Below are 15,738 nucleotides of genomic sequence, written 5' to 3' on the forward strand. Positions count from 1 at the left end.
AATAACCAAACAATTTTTTTAAAATCAAACCAATTAGATGTTTTATTGCTATAAAAATGCTTACTCAATTGGAAGACAGATTCAATCTCATTTTATAAATATTCCACTACTATCATACCCCAATATTGAAGGGATGGGATTTTAAAAACTAAATTCCCTCCTACCTGATTAAAGGACAATTCTTTTGAAGCTCCACCCTCATAATCCGGAGAAGCATACCAAACTTTGCTAACCGCCTGATTATTCTGAAGATTAAGTATCATGTTGCTCTTTTTGGCTGGAGTTGCCTGTTCCCCATTAGTATCTCTCCAATTTAAACTTGTTGCATTAGTAAAATTGATTAAATGAATCAATTGTTTGTTAGCTACTTTTTTCCCTACCACCGCTACATTAGAATAAGCCGGTGGCCAGGTTTTCAAATTTATTTTACCATCACCTGAAGTGATTATCGGACTATTGAAATCACCTCCGTCACGTAACAGATTTTGATAAGCCACCAAAAAATCATAATACTCAATAAGTGATTTTTTTAGTTCACCATCCATTTGTAAATTATCATGTGGAAAATATTCTTTGGATAACATGTGTTCTCCTAATTCTAAATGTGCGCCACCAAAAGCAAAAATCACGGCATCAGTCAGCAATACTCCGGGAGTATTAAAAAATCCGGTACCATTTGCTTTATCATAATCCATATAAGCAGCTAAAACAGTGTTTAATGAGTTATTGGAAAGACTATTATTCCCCTGAATCACGTCAGCCAGATCTTTGTATCCGTCTCGTGGTCCCCAAACTTCGGTATAAGCCACGTCCACAGGGGTACTTAAAATATTTGATTGCCCGTATTGAGACACGGCATTCAGCATGTTTTTTTTGTTTGGGAAACGTTGTTTCAAATTTTGAAGAAAAGGAGTAAATGTCTCATTTACTTTTACCAAATTTCCGTTGTAATCATAAACATTTCCACGGTCACCTAACTGATCCAAATGCCAGCCGTCGAAATTTAAATTTTGATAAATCAAATTGGTTTTATCAAAAATATAGTTTTGCCAGGCTGTATTGGCTGGATTAGTGACCAAAATATCACTTTGCCAGGAATCCGGTAAGTCATGTTTATTAATATTATTGTGATTTTGATCATTATACAAAAACCATTCACTTGAAACCCCGTCGTTACTGAAATCACTCCAGGCTCCGTACAATAAATTATAGCTCATAGAAGCGATGTTTCTTTCATGTGCTTTATCAATATACGTTTTAACGGTATTAAAAGACATGGTTCTTCCGGCAATATCCAGCCAACTGGCAGCAGGAGAACTTCCGCTCATTTTTAATGGGGCATGATGTTTGTTTCCCCAATCGTAATATTGCAAAGAATTAATATGATAATCTTTTAAATTATCCAAAACGGCTGTTATTTGATTATCAGTCATCGTTCCAAATTTGGATAAGAAACCATATCTCGGAAATTTAGTCCAATCAGAAGAAACATCAATGGCTGTTGTTGCCAAAATGGTCTCTACATTATCGACGGTTTTATAAATTTCCACCAAATAACCTTTATAATCTTCGGCAGGAGGAGTCCAGGACCAGTTCGTCCCAGTCAGTGCTTCTTCTGATAAAATAGTATTCAAATATTTATACCGTATGACGCCATTTTCAGGTAATTTATCAATCATAAAATGAACTGCTACACCAGGCGCATATTTTGCATAATCTGTTTTTATTGTGATGGATGTAATTGTCTCAACAGGAGGTTCCGGAATGGAAGACGAACCGGAATCATTACTGCTGCAAGCCGTAAAACACAATGTAAGGACAGCACATTTAATACTATTTTTAATAAAATATTTCATGATTTTTTGTTTAAATAGGCCAATCCGTTGTAGATTGGCCTAAAGTTTAATTATTGAGGAACAACGGTCATTGTTCCATTGTCTAAATTGATAGTAATTTGATAATTACCCGCATTTCCTGTTTGCAGTTTCCATTTATTATCGGGACCATCACAAGCATGAGTAATAATATAATTTCCGTTTAATATAGATTGATTGGCAGTTGCAGCGTTTAACCAGTCGCCATCGCACCAGTCACCTTTAAATTTGGAAATTTTAAATTCTCCGGTTGCATTGTCACTTCCAAGCGGTCCGGTATAAACATAATTACCGTTAGTGTAAGTCATAGCGGTTGGAGTTGCGATATTCCAGCCATTTGGACCGCCATCACCAATGATGTATAAATTTACTTTTTGGATTTTTATAGTATTATTTTGTGTATCCAAAGTGATTTTATAACGACCAACCTCTCCTGCTCCAACATTCCATTTGTTATCCACTGTACAACCTGAATTTTGTTCCACAGCAGTTGAAGATAATGCCTGACCGTCAGTTAAAGGTCGGAACCATTCGCCACACCAATCTCCAGTAGCACCTGCAAGAATTTTAAAACTACCCTGCTTTAAATGAGCTTCGTAAGTAAAAATAAATGGATTGTCTTGGCTTTGAGTAAATTCTCTTGGAGTATTAATATCCCATCCACTTGGCGAAGCATCACCCACAATATAAATATGAGAAAATGCCGGTCCTGAAATTGCTTCTATAGTAATCGTTAAATTCAATAAATCTGCCGTAATCTTATATTGTCCGGCTTGCGTGATTTCCCATTGTAAATCATCACCGCTGCCGCCAATATTATGAACCATTTTTGTGGCATCTGTTGGATTTTGGGTATAAAAATCCTGACAAAAACACCCCTCTTTACTTACTGGCAGTTTGAAAGAACCAGTACTTAAAACCCCTTGATAAACAAAAGTTCCAGGTTTAGAGGATGAAAGCGTAAATGGTAATGCATTAGCAATATCCCAACCTACAGAAGTGGCACTTCCGATAATATACAATTCTTTTGAAACCGGTAAATAAGTTGTCACTGAAAACGTAACACTGGCTATTTGAGGTTCAACATTTTCATTAGCAACTGTAGCAATAACTCTGGCTTCAAAATTTTGCGTAGCTCCCGGTTGCACACCAAAAGTATTTATTAAAATAGTATTTAAAGTAGCCGAACTTAAGGAAAATGAATATGAATTGACTCCCATTTCATAATCAATTGCTGAGGCATAATTATTTCCTTCCTTATCAATTTGAAGGACATAACTAATAGAAGCACTAGTCCCTTCATTTGTTCCCGTTGTCCAATTAAAGGTCAATTTATCATTAGGTTGACGTTCATCTAAAACCAGTTCAGAGTTTGAAACGCTAAGTGTTAATTCGTCATTTTGATTCAGGCTAGAATCATTTAATACATCTTCACAAGAAGCATTCATTAGTACTAAAAATAGAGTACCAAGAATAGAAAGTGTTTTTATAAAAATATTTTTCATAATCGTATTTTTTAGTACCCAGGATTTTGAGTTAATTTTGGATTTCTATCTCTTTCAATTTGTGGTATTGGAAATAATAAATGTTTAGTAGTAGCATTCGTTTTTCCAATCGAATGAAGGAAATCAAGTCCATATTGTCCATTGAGTACCCGTACTAAATCAAACCATCTTTGCCCTTCAAATGCCAATTCGACTCTACGTTCATGCAATACCTTTTCTCTAAACTGTTCTTTGGATAATCCGGTAGCAATATTTGGAAGTCCGGCTCGATTTCTAACTTTATTCAAAGGAGTTTCAGCTTGAGATGTTTGTCCTAATTCATTTAATGCCTCTGCTTTCATCAATAAAATAGTAGAAAAACGAAGAATTGGAAAATTCATAGGACTATTATCATAGGAACTAACAACACTTAAGGGCACCAAAAATTTTCTAACATTATACCCCGTTGTAGAATAACTGCTTTGATAGTTTTTCCCATCAAAAGCTGGCGCTCCGTCATAAAAAACAGTTACATCTTTTCTTTTGTCATTCGCCTCATAGGAATCGATAAATTCCTGTGTTGGCTGATTCCATCCAAAACCGCCACCAACAAAATTGGCTCCTCTAGGCCCCATAAAAGGACTAGTCCACGATGCCTGATTTTCATTATCCCAAAAACTATATCCTCCATCACTAGCATATTGCACTTCAAATAAGGACTCTTTTGAATTTTCTGTTACAGGGTTAAAATTATCGGCATAGTTGGTATTTAAATCAAATCCTAAACCTTCAACTTGAGTAGTTAAATCAACCACTTTTTGCCAATTGTTTCCCAATGTCAAATAAACCTCTGCTAATTCTCCTAAAGCTGCTCCCTTATTGGCTCTCCCAATATCACTTCCTGAGTAGTCACTTTTATTAGGTAATAATTCGGCAGCATTTTCTAAGTCAGAAATAATTTGTTCATAAACTAAATCTTTAGAAACTCTAGAAGGAAACAAATCAGTGTTAGAACTTCCCGGAGTTGTAATTAAAGGCACATCTCCAAAAAAGCGTACTAAAATGAAATAATAATGAGCTCTTAAGAAATAAGCTTCTCCCATTGAACGATTTTTGATATTTTCATCAATATTTAAATCTGGAGCAACATTTAACACAATATTTGCTCTTAAAATACCAGGCCATGGACCTCTCCAAATGTCTAATACACCTTGATTATCTGTACTGGTTACAAAATTAGACATGTCCTGTGTCTCAATACCATCAGTTCCTCCTCCGGCTCCTACAATACTATTTCCGGCCATAATATCAGAAGTCCACATTCTTAAGTTGTACAATTTAGGCCATTGCAAAGGTTGGTAAGCGCCATTAACTAGCGTCACTAATTCATTTGCATTTGTTGGGTAATTGGAAGTGTTTATCGTGTCTAAAGGAGCTTTATCTAAAAAGTCATTAGAACATTGGGTATTAGCAAAAATTGCTAATGCTAAAACTATTATTTTTATAAATTTCATCTTTTTATTTTTTAAAATCCAACATTTAAACCAAGAGAAATAATTCTTGTAACAGGATAGATATTGTTGTCAATACCATTAGTAGAAACTTCTGGATCAAAACCATTATATTTTGTAAATGTGAATAAATTTTGACCTGACAGATATACTTTTGCGTAGTCAAAAATCTTATCTTTTCCAAAATCAGTTGGGATATTGTATGTAAGACTTACATTTTTAATTCTTAAATAGGAACCGTCTTCAATATATCTTGAAGATGCTCTGTTGTTGTTATTTGGATCTCCATAAACAGCTCTTGGCATACTGTTACTTGTTCCCGGACCAGTCCATCTTCCTAATACTGCAGTAGATTGATTGGTGGTGATGGACATCGCTTCATTATACAATCTGTTAGCATTGAAAATATCATTTCCATAAACCCCTTGTAAATATATGCTTAGACTAAAGTCCCCGTATGTAAGTGTATTGTTTAAAGAAGCTGAAAAATCAGGGTTTGGATTTCCAATATAGGCACGGTCAGCATCTGTAATCAAACCGTCATTATTTAAATCTTTGAATCTAATATCACCTGCTGATGTACTGTTGCTCGAAGAAGTTCCCTGTACTTGAATAGCGTGGTTATCTACTTCAGCCTGAGTTTGGAAAATCCCGTCCTGAACAAATCCGTAAAATACATTGATTGGCAATCCTTCTTTGATTCTTGATACATTATAATTTAAGCCTAAACCTCCTGTTACTAGTGGAGCATCACCGTTTAGATCGATTACTTTATTTCTATTTAATGAAAAAACAAAGTCGGTATTCCAACTCAATTTATCTTTTTGAATGTTTTTGGTATTAATAACCAATTCGATTCCTTTGTTTCTAATTTTTCCGGCATTAATATAAGGTACAAAGATGTCTGAATAACCGGATGTTACCGGTACCGACTGAGGTACTAACATATCGTTAGTATTTTTAATATAAGCGTCCAAAGTAAGATTAACTCTCTCGTTAAAAAGTGATGCATCCAAACCTATGTTATATTGTTCCTGAGATTCCCATTTAACATTGGAATTAGGCAAAACCGTTGGAATGGCAGCACTAACAAAATTCCCATTAAAGTTATACAGATAGGTATTGTAATTAGAAGAAAAGGAATAATTACCAATTTCCTGGTTTCCGGTAACTCCATAACCTAATCGTAATTTCAAATCATTTACACTTTTGGACTTAAAAAAATCTTCATTTGAAATTCTCCAGGCTAATGATGCAGAAGGAAATGTTCCATATTTATTTCCTGTACCAAATCGTGACGAACCGTCTCTACGCACTGTTGCTGTTGCATAATACTTACTTTTATAATCGAAATTAGCTCTGGCAAATGTGGAAAAAATTGCCCATTCAGAACCACTACCATGTAAAGTACTTTGTGCGATACCATTATTCAAAGTTTGTGTACTTTCGCTTGGAAAATCCTGAATAGAACCACTGATATATTCAAATTTATTTTGCTGTGCACTCGTTCCGACAACAGCCGTTAGATTTATACCACTATCAAACTTTTTAGAAAAAGTCAATGTGTTATCCAATAATAAAGTAATTGCCTGATTTGATGATTCGGATAAAAAAGCATTTTGCCCTATTTTAGAATCCCAATTATAGGTTGGTGCCCAAGTTCTGCTCTTCCAAAAATTAGCTTCAGCTCCTGCTAAAGATTTGAATTTAAAGTTTTTCAAAAAAGTGAGCTCACCAAAAATATTTCCTTGAATATTATAGCCTTTTGTCGAATTATCAATAATATTAGCTTTACCGATTGGATTATCAACATCACCAGAATATATGGCTTGCCCTATTGGTCCTGAATAATTTCCATTTTCTCTGTAAATAGGTTGTGTTGGCAGAGAAATCAATGCATTTTGAATATTATAGTCTCCTTGTGATTTTATATCATGGTTTAATTTTAAACTATTCCCAAATTTGATGTTATCACTTACTTTTGTGTCACTATTAAACTGAAAAATATATCTTTTATAATCGGTATTAATGATGATACCTTTTTGATCAAAAACGTTTAAGGAAGTATAAACTTTTGATTTTTCATTTCCGGCTGTATAAGACATCGTATAATTATTTTGAATACCTGTTTTAAAAAAGGCATCCACCCAATCCGTGCCTTTTCCTAAGGATTCCGGATTTTGAAAGTCTGGATTTGGTGTTAATCCGGCATTATTTAAAATATCGTTATGCAAACTGGCAAATTGAGAAGCATTTAATACCTGAAGTATATCGGTAGCTTGAGATATTCCGGTAGAAAAATCAAATGACAATGAAGATTTCCCTACGGAACCTCTTTTAGTCGTAATGATTACTACACCATTAGCCCCTCGGGCTCCATAAATTGCGGTCGAAGAAGCATCTTTAAGTATTTGCAAACTCTCCACATCATTCATGTTTATTTGATTCAGTCCTCCGGTTAAAGGCATTCCGTCAACAACAATCAAGGGATCATTATTCCCAATGGTACCCGTACCTCTGATTCTGAATGTTGGATTATCACCAGGTTTTCCGGAGGTAATAACCTGAACACCGGCGGCACGTCCCTGAATGGCATCACCCACATTGGCCACAGGCTGTTTATTAATATCAGCCAGTTTTACAGTCGAAATAGATCCGGTCAAATCTTTGGATTTTACCTCTCCATATCCAACCACAACTACCGTGTTAAGAGATTCTGATGCTAATTCTAAATTGACATTTAAAGATGTTTTACCGTTTGTGGCAATATCTTTGGTCTTATATCCAATAAAAGAAATACTTAAAACGGCATTTTCATTAGGCACCGTAATTTCAAATTTCCCATCAAAATCGGTAATGGAAGTCTGATTACTGTTTTTAAGTAAAACTGATGCGCCTGGCAAAGGTTGGTTGCTTTCATCCAATACTTTTCCAGTAATTTTAATTTTTCCGTTTTGAGCCATCATAAAGAATGGAAGGAGAAGAAAAATTAAGAAACACAGGGATGGTTTAGCCCTGTTTAATGAAGTAATTTTCATAATACATTAATTTTTTAGTTAGTTATTTTAGTTTTGATTGTGTTTGGTTAAAAACACTTTCAATACAAAATTGCATAAATAACATGTCGAGAATACTCTCCAAAAAAAACGTATAGAAAAATACAGCCTGTTTTTAGGTAAAATTTAATACAAAACCTTAATTTTGTTTACTTTACAATATTTTAAAGTCAAATAATAATATAGAAAATCAGGCGTTTTTATAGCTTTAAAGTAGTGTTTTTGAGTAGTTTTTTATCAAAATCTTCCTTATTAATTGACGAATTATTTCGGATTTTGGTTTTGTAAGCGTAAATAGAATTAACAGAATAGCCTAAAATTTGCGCTATAATTTCATTCTGTGTAATTCCCAGACGAATTAAAGCATAAATTCGTAACTCTTTAGTCAGAACTTGCTCTTTGTCTAATAGAATTTTATGTTCTTCTTTCATTAAAGAGTTAAATTCTTTTATAAAATTAGGAAACAGACTCACAAAAGCTTTGTCAAAATTCTCTAATAACTTTTCTTTTTCTCTCTTTAAATTATAACTTAAAATCGTACGGTTTACTTTGTCGTATCTTTCTTCTTCAATGTTTTTTTTCATCGAATTTATAAAGGCATTAAATTTTTCAAAAATGCCGTCGTATTGTGTAAAAAACAATCCGAGATACTCTTCTTTAATTTTATTAGCCTCAGAAAGTTGATTGTTAACTTGTTTAATTTCTATATTTTGAGATTTGATTTTATCGTTTACTTTCAGTAACTGTTTATTAATCTGCTTTAAATTTTGATGTGCATCTGCAATAATTTTCCTTGCTTTAGTAAGCTTTCTATTTTGATTGTAGATAATAATTGCAAAACAAATAGCTATAATCAAAAAGATACTTACAATGATATATTGCCAGTATAATCTTTGCTTTTCTTTTTCAACGAGTTTAAGTATTTCTTGTTCTACAAGCGGTAAAATAGCTCCAACCTGAATTTTTCGCTGTTGGGCGCCATAAAAAGAAGCATCTTCATTTGCCTTTTTGATGAGGATTGAAGCATTATTCAAATCACCTTTTTTAAATAAAAGTTCCGAAAGCTTGATGATGGCTAATGATTCTTTGGTTGAAGTTTTAATGTCAGAAATTACAGCTTCCGAAAAATGCGAAATTGCTTTGTCATTATTTCCTAATTGTTGATACAATTCGCCAAGCATATAATGCACTAATGCCTGATCATGAGGTTGATTTTTCTTTTGTAAAAGGGTTTTAAAATCAGAAAATGATTCTTGTAATTTGCCTTCTTTAAACTTATTAAAGGCCTCTAAAAAATAATGAAAAAAAGTGCCGTCTTCTGTTAACGAGAGTGCTTTTTCCCTATATAAATAGGCTAAGCTTAAATATTGCTTATTAAAATAGGGCGTATTACTATATTCAGCCATATCACCATAACACCGTCCCAAAATACCATAATAAAGCGTATTGTAATCGGTATTTTTATCATCTATTTTAGAAGGCTCCAAAAAATCCAGTGCTTCTTTATACATTCCTGATGACACACAAATATCTGCCAGATTCATATTAGCAGTCGCTAAAAACGATTTATCATGTAATTGTTTTGCCAGTGTTTTACTTTGAATTCCATAATAAAAAGCCGAATCCCGTTGAAAAACTTTAAAGCGATAAAACATTTCGGTATTTAGATTATAAAGTGATAAAACGTCACTTTTTTTTGTGTTTTTTAAAATGTTTCGAATACTGTCTATTTCAGCTTTTTTCTTTGCATCATATTTTGAGGCATTTTCAATAATATGAATTAATGAATCTAATTTACTTTCCTGGGCTGACGAAGAAGTATAAATTAATACTATAATCGTAATTAAAATGCTTAACTGTTTTGATGGGAATAATTTTGTCATTGCCAATATAATTTAAAAAGTCAATTAAGAAGTATTGTTTTTAAAATTCAGAAGATGAGTTGTAATACTTGCAGAAAGGAATTCAATTTGTTCTTAATGAACTTGATATTTTTACAACTAATACTCTGCAATTTTACTATTAATTACACTAAGATTACTCTTTTTCAATAACTTTTTTAAAGTAAACCTTTTTGATTTGATTAAAATTCCTGATAAGTTTTCTACTGAACAATAATGAATTACATAACAACTATTAAAAATGCCCCAAAGAGTATTTAACTTTTTGGGGCATGTTCAAAAGAATGTACAGGCTTTTAGAAAAAATGGTAAATTAAGATTTTAACATCATAAATTTACTGATGTCTTTTTTAGTCAATGCAGGATTAGCGCCTTCGCTTCCTGCAACTAAAGCGCCAACTGCACAAGCAAAATTCAAAGCTTTTTGAGGAGATTTGCCATTTAATAGCTTAATAAGCAATGATGCTAAAAAAGAATCACCGGCCCCTACCGTATCCATTACTTTGATAAAATAGCCACTGTTGTAGTAAAATTTATCATTATAATACAAAACGGCTCCAAAAGCACCTTTGGTCACGCATATATGCTTGGTATTGGTTTCTTTGGCTATAAATTTGATATTTTGCTCAAAAGAGTGATAAGGAGATCCCATTTTTTGGCTGATTTCCAGTAATTCTTCATCATTTAATTTGACAAAATCTGCCTCATGCATCAAATGACTAATCAATTCAAAAGTATAGTATGGTGCTCTTAAATTAACATCAAAAACTTTATAAGTACTACTATTTTCTAACAAATGCATTAAAGTAGCCCGCGAATCTTCGTCACGAGCGCTCAAACTTCCAAAAACAAAAACATCGGAATCTGAAATTTGATGTACCAATCCGTCTTCAGCTTTTATCTTGTCCCAGGCTGATGGATATAAAATATCATAAGATGCATTTCCTTTCTCATTTACCATTACATGAACTACACCTGTCTTATAATCTGCTCCTGCCTGAATATAATTGGTATTCACTCCATTTTCTTTCACAAATGTAACGATAGCCTCTCCATCCTCGTCAAGCCCTACTTTACTTATCATCGCCACATCGGCACCTAAAGACTGCATTCTCAAAGCCACATTCAAAGGAGCTCCTCCAATTTTTTTATGTGTTGGAAAAACATCCCACAATACCTCTCCAAATGAGAATGCTTTTATTTTTTTGTTTTTAGTCATTTTATCTAAAAAGTTAATTGATTTATTCGGTTGTTTTCAGTGTTAAATTTGAAACTTTAAATTGGTTTCCTTCTGAAAGTAATCCCCATTTATAAAGTTCTCTGCCATAAATACGATTACTTAGCACCTTATTTCCACCAATGTAAAAAGTACAAATACTGCCATCACAAATTAATTCTACCTCATAATTAACATCCTTAGCTATCGCAAAAGGAATTTGTGTTACCAACTGATTTGTCGAATTATATGCTGCAATACGATTGTTCGCCGGATCTAATACTATTTTGTAATAATCTCCCGAATCATTAATATCAAATTTAAAACCAGCCGAAGTACTTGTATTTCCTAAAGAAATCGTTGCATTAATTTTGGCTTTTTTTCCGGCTGATTTAAAATCTACACTGGCATTTCCACTGAGCTGAAAGTTAGCATTATTTTCGCTAACTGTTCCTGTTGTATTTACAGATTCTACAAAAATTTCTTTTGTAAATAAATCCTTTACAGCCTGTGGTGCCAGAAACGACAAGGTTCCATCCGTATTTTGACTGATTTGGTGAATGACCATATTTCCTGCCCATTCTTTACTTCCGGCATCATTTTGCGGTGATTTTCTGGCTGTCCAACCAAAAGCATAACGCTTATTCCCATCCGATGCGGTTTTGGCTGCATAAAAATATTCTCCGTCAATCATATCCTGTTCTGGTGTAATCCAAGGACCATTTAGAGAAGTTGCCATTCGATAATGAGTTCCTTTGCTATTTCCCCAGTTTTCAGAGAAAAGCAAATACCAATAATTCCCCATTTTGAAAACATCGGCACATTCCATCATCAAATAATTTTCTTCTGAAGTAGTGGTATAAATAGGAGCCTGAACTTCCCAATTTCCAGTGGCTGGATTGCTACAGGTAAAATGCAACAAAACGGCTTTTCTTCCCGGTTCGGTTTGTGTGCTTACCAACATCGAATATTTATTCAATTCTTCATTAAAGAAAACATGAGGATCTCTAAAATCAAAATCCAAATAACCCGCCGGAGCGGTAATTTTGAAATTTGAAATCTTAGTCCAGTTTTTTAAATCCGTACTTGTGGCACAAAGAACACTTTCTCTGGGATTTGATTCTAAAAAAGCAGGAATTGCATTATGTCCTGTGTAGTAAAAATAATAGGTATTACCAACTTTCACCACCGATCCTGTCCCTACTCCAAAATCTGCCTCATCTGCATTTCCATAAGGAATCATTTGTCCGTTGTAACTGAAATGAGCCAAATCGGTAGTTTGAAATTCATGAATATCATGGAAACCTTTTCCCGCAGGTTTATTTTGGGCATCGTGCAGAAAAAACACATGAAATTTTCCATTATCAAAAAAAGGCATAATATCTCCGGTATAACCGGCGCTGTAATAGGGATCCTTTCCCCCCATCCATTGGGATGGAGGAATTGGATAAATACTGGCTATCGATGATTCACCACCTGAAATAGAACCACCTATGTAGGTATCATCATTTTGGCTACAAGAAAGCAGCGAAAAGAAAATTGAAGATCCCAGAATAATATTTTTAATTTTCATTGGATTCGTTTTTAGTTATTTAATGCTAAATAATTAATACTGTTTTGCGTTAATAATTTAATGTTTGTAATAAACTCATTTGGCTGACTCGGCACTCCATTACTTTCTTCATTATACCAATCATAAGCCCCCATGGAGATCACTACGACATTTTTATCAGCATTGTTATTAGGCCATTCTGCAATTGTTACACGACCATCTAAGTTATCGTCCCAACCTTCACTGGCTAAGTTTGTTCCTCCGGTTTGATCTCTCCACCCTGCACCGTTAACATAGCCACCCCATTCTGGTACAAACCACCAGGCAGTATGGTTCAATCGGTAGGTTCCACTTTGCAATAAGTAGGCTTTTCCGGTTTCATAAGTAGTGAGTCCATCAAAAATTGGATGTGATTCATGACCTCTAAAAGACATTCCCCAAGAATTGCCGTCAACCCAACCTCCAGGTAAGAAATCTCCAAAAACATTATTTGGCCCTTTTCCGGATGGAACAATACCCAAAGCATCTACATATTGTGACGCAAATGATGTTAGTAATAAATTACCTCCATTAGATCGGAATGTTTGTAAGGCTTGCGTAACAACTGGTTTGAATGCCACCGTTGGCAAATTGGTAGCCGAATCAAAATGCCACCAAATCACATCAATGTCCGCTAAAGAAGCACCATTAACAATATCATCAAAAGAAATGTATCGGGCACCTCCGCCGTAAGTATCAAAAAGCCAATCAGCTGCAGTTATTTCGTCCATATTTGTTATTGCTGCACGGTTGGCTGCAGTTCCTAAAAATGCAACCACTAAACCTTGTACCGGCACCCCCACATTAGCAGTATAATTAACACTTTTACCATTAGCCGTAATTACAAAAGTAACCGGAGCAGAAAAATCAATTGTTATTCCTGAAGTTGGAGAAATACTAACCCCTGTAGTGGTTTCAATAACTGGCTTTAAACTGCTTAAATCTGTTCCTTCCGGTAAAGTAAGCGTTATGGTTTTGGCTGCATCATTGATAACCGCCGCTACATTGTTAATTGAGAAAGTTTTGATAGGACTTAAAATAGTTGTTTTGATGGTATAATCTTTAAAAAGATTACCATTTACGACTCTAAATTTGATGGTATTTCTAAAATCCATCGCCTCTGAAAAATCAATATTAGCAGTTGCACCTTCCTCTAAAACCACTTCAGGGATTACAGAAGTTACGTCAGAACCATAAGGCATAACCAAATTAATTTCTCCTGTATTTTGACTTATTGTTGCTTCAACACCATTGACCGTTAAAGAAGCAACATTTGAAGGACTGTCAATATCTAATCCGTTATTGTTAAAATTATCTTCACATGAAGTTAAGCTTAACAGCATTATGAAAAATACTGTCAACAGATATCCAATTTTATTTAGTGTTATTTTCATCTTTTCTGAATATTTAAATTAATAACCCGGGTTTTGTTTGTATAAACCTTGACTAAAGTTAATCTGAGCCAATGGTATCGGACAATATTCTTCTTTTTCGGCATCAAAATGTGCATCGCTATAATAGCTACGTTTTGATTTTTCACCTTCATAAAAAGTATTCATCACCTCCTCGGTCACTCCCCAACGTACTAAATCAAAGAAACGACTACCTTCCATTGCAAATTCCAATCTTCTTTCAAATCGCAATGCTTTTCGGGCAAAATCCTGAGTCCACGTACAATTCACCCCATCAACATAAGGGTTGATTTTAAAATTGGAAACATAAGTCAATCGACCTGTACTTTGTGCTGCTCTGTTTCTCACCTCATTAATTAATGGTAGCGCTTCGGCTTGTTGCCCTAATTCGATTAAAGCTTCGGCTCTGAATAAAAGAACATCTGCATATCTAATTTGGATTCTGTTTTTTGAATTCCCATAAAAAGGATCAATATTTACCACACAACTACAACTAGGAGCCACATTTTCTTTTAACGAGGCATAATAACCATAAGTACCCGGATTACGAACCCATGCTTCAACATATAAATATTCAGGATCGTATTTATATGGCAGTCCCGGCATAGCTACTGTATGATACAATCTAGGATCTACGGTAAATTCATCAATGTTTTTATAATCAAAATCATCATTATTGAATGTGTCAAATTCTGGCAAACCATTCGCATCGGTCTTAAAAGCATTCACCAAATTTTGACTTGGTTTGTGGAAATCACAACAACCTAATCCTTGTGGAGTTGAAAGCACATCAGAAAAATTTAATCTTCCATATAAAGTCCCATCATTGTCTGAAAATTGAATCGCAAAAAGAGATTCCGGACCATTTTCATAAGTTCCCGGTAAAAAGTTGTTGGCAAAATCGCCTTCCAAGCTGGCTTTTCCAATTACTTTTTCGGTTGCATCCAAAACCTGTTGCAAATGCTCTGTATTTATTCCTGTAACATTGTATTTTTCATCCTGTGTATAGGCTTGATACAATCTGGTTTTGGCCAAATAAGCATAAGCAGCTTTTTTGGTTGCTCTTCCTACCTGAGACTGTGTGTCTGGTAAAACTTCGGCAGCTGCTTCAAAATCTTCAGCAATTTTTTCCCAAAGAGCTTCATTGGAAAGCGCATTATTAGCAATTAATTTATAATCTTCCACTGGGATATCTTCGGTAATGTAAGGAACATTGCGATACATTATTTTCAGCATAAAATAAAAATGACCACGAAGAAAACGCATCTCGGCAATACGTCTGCTTTTTAAAGGATACTCGCTTTCATTAATTATCTCTAAAGCTTTCAAAGCTTTGTTTACTCTGGAAACCCCTACATAACTGATGTACCAAAAGGAATCTAATTCACCAAAATCGGGACGAATATTATTTGAAACTTCAAAAAAGTGAAAGTTTTGTATATCATTAGTACCACTTCCACCCTTATATGCATCATCAGAACGAACATTCCCAAACGGCCACAAACTATAAGGCGAATCATAATGGTCATTCCCTAATTGAGCGTAAGCCGCATTCATAAAACCTTCAATAGATTGTGGGGTTACCACATCATCTTCAGATAAAACGCCTCTCGGGTTATTATCTAAAAAATCGGTACAGGACGAGCTGATCAATAAGGTTAAAAAACTCGCTATATATATTATTTTTTTCATT

9 protein-coding genes are annotated in these 15,738 nt (G+C 34.3%); all 9 read right to left on the bottom strand.

Going from position 1 to position 15,738, the window contains the following annotated elements; all coding sequences use genetic code 11:
• Positions 1-92: 92 nt before the first annotated feature.
• The 9 genes from B6A10_RS07205 to B6A10_RS07245 all read right to left on the bottom strand — a co-directional run bounded on the left by B6A10_RS07205 (position 93) and on the right by B6A10_RS07245 (position 15,737).
• Positions 93-1,856 (bottom strand): endo-dextranase, encoded by a 1,764-nt coding sequence (locus tag B6A10_RS07205; protein WP_188220327.1) that lies wholly within the window; start codon positions 1,854-1,856, stop codon positions 93-95.
• A gap of 50 nt (positions 1,857-1,906) precedes the next feature.
• Positions 1,907-3,379, bottom strand: coding sequence for a SusF/SusE family outer membrane protein (locus B6A10_RS07210; RefSeq protein WP_188220328.1), 1,473 nt, complete (start codon positions 3,377-3,379; stop codon positions 1,907-1,909).
• Between the two features lie 11 nt (positions 3,380-3,390).
• Positions 3,391-4,872, bottom strand: coding sequence for a RagB/SusD family nutrient uptake outer membrane protein (locus tag B6A10_RS07215; RefSeq protein ID WP_188220329.1), 1,482 nt, complete (start codon positions 4,870-4,872; stop codon positions 3,391-3,393).
• A gap of 11 nt (positions 4,873-4,883) precedes the next feature.
• Positions 4,884-7,907 carry a SusC/RagA family TonB-linked outer membrane protein gene (locus B6A10_RS07220; RefSeq protein WP_188220330.1) on the bottom strand — a complete coding sequence of 1,008 codons (3,024 nt, stop codon included), beginning with the start codon at positions 7,905-7,907 and terminating at the stop codon, positions 4,884-4,886.
• A gap of 218 nt (positions 7,908-8,125) precedes the next feature.
• On the bottom strand, positions 8,126-9,808 hold the full coding sequence (locus tag B6A10_RS07225) for a DUF6377 domain-containing protein (protein WP_188220331.1): 1,683 nt from the start codon (positions 9,806-9,808) through the stop codon (positions 8,126-8,128).
• Between the two features lie 331 nt (positions 9,809-10,139).
• The gene (locus B6A10_RS07230) at positions 10,140-11,045 is read right to left on the bottom strand and encodes a carbohydrate kinase family protein (RefSeq protein ID WP_188220332.1); all 906 of its coding nucleotides are present in this window, start codon (positions 11,043-11,045) and stop codon (positions 10,140-10,142) included.
• 22 nt (positions 11,046-11,067) lie between these two features.
• Positions 11,068-12,615 carry a glycoside hydrolase family 32 protein gene (locus B6A10_RS07235; protein ID WP_188220333.1) on the bottom strand — a complete coding sequence of 516 codons (1,548 nt, stop codon included), beginning with the start codon at positions 12,613-12,615 and terminating at the stop codon, positions 11,068-11,070.
• 11 nt (positions 12,616-12,626) lie between these two features.
• Positions 12,627-14,027: a DUF4960 domain-containing protein gene (locus B6A10_RS07240; protein WP_188220334.1), complete on the bottom strand. Its 1,401-nt coding sequence runs from the start codon at positions 14,025-14,027 to the stop codon at positions 12,627-12,629.
• An 18-nt stretch (positions 14,028-14,045) separates the two neighbouring features.
• On the bottom strand, positions 14,046-15,737 hold the full coding sequence (locus tag B6A10_RS07245) for a RagB/SusD family nutrient uptake outer membrane protein (protein WP_188220335.1): 1,692 nt from the start codon (positions 15,735-15,737) through the stop codon (positions 14,046-14,048).
• Position 15,738 lies beyond the last annotated feature (1 nt).

It is taken from the genome of Flavobacterium pokkalii (genome assembly GCF_014596575.1).
GTDB lineage: Bacteria > Bacteroidota > Bacteroidia > Flavobacteriales > Flavobacteriaceae > Flavobacterium > Flavobacterium pokkalii.

Coding starts and splice junctions, on each gene's coding strand:
- B6A10_RS07240 (WP_188220334.1), bottom strand. CDS start 14,027: ATGAAAATAACACTAAATAAAATTGGATATCTGTTGACAGTATTTTTC.
- B6A10_RS07235 (WP_188220333.1), bottom strand. CDS start 12,615: ATGAAAATTAAAAATATTATTCTGGGATCTTCAATTTTCTTTTCGCTG.
- B6A10_RS07245 (WP_188220335.1), bottom strand. CDS start 15,737: ATGAAAAAAATAATATATATAGCGAGTTTTTTAACCTTATTGATCAGC.
- B6A10_RS07205 (WP_188220327.1), bottom strand. CDS start 1,856: ATGAAATATTTTATTAAAAATAGTATTAAATGTGCTGTCCTTACATTG.
- B6A10_RS07220 (WP_188220330.1), bottom strand. CDS start 7,907: ATGAAAATTACTTCATTAAACAGGGCTAAACCATCCCTGTGTTTCTTA.
- B6A10_RS07225 (WP_188220331.1), bottom strand. CDS start 9,808: ATGACAAAATTATTCCCATCAAAACAGTTAAGCATTTTAATTACGATT.
- B6A10_RS07230 (WP_188220332.1), bottom strand. CDS start 11,045: ATGACTAAAAACAAAAAAATAAAAGCATTCTCATTTGGAGAGGTATTG.
- B6A10_RS07215 (WP_188220329.1), bottom strand. CDS start 4,872: ATGAAATTTATAAAAATAATAGTTTTAGCATTAGCAATTTTTGCTAAT.
- B6A10_RS07210 (WP_188220328.1), bottom strand. CDS start 3,379: ATGAAAAATATTTTTATAAAAACACTTTCTATTCTTGGTACTCTATTT.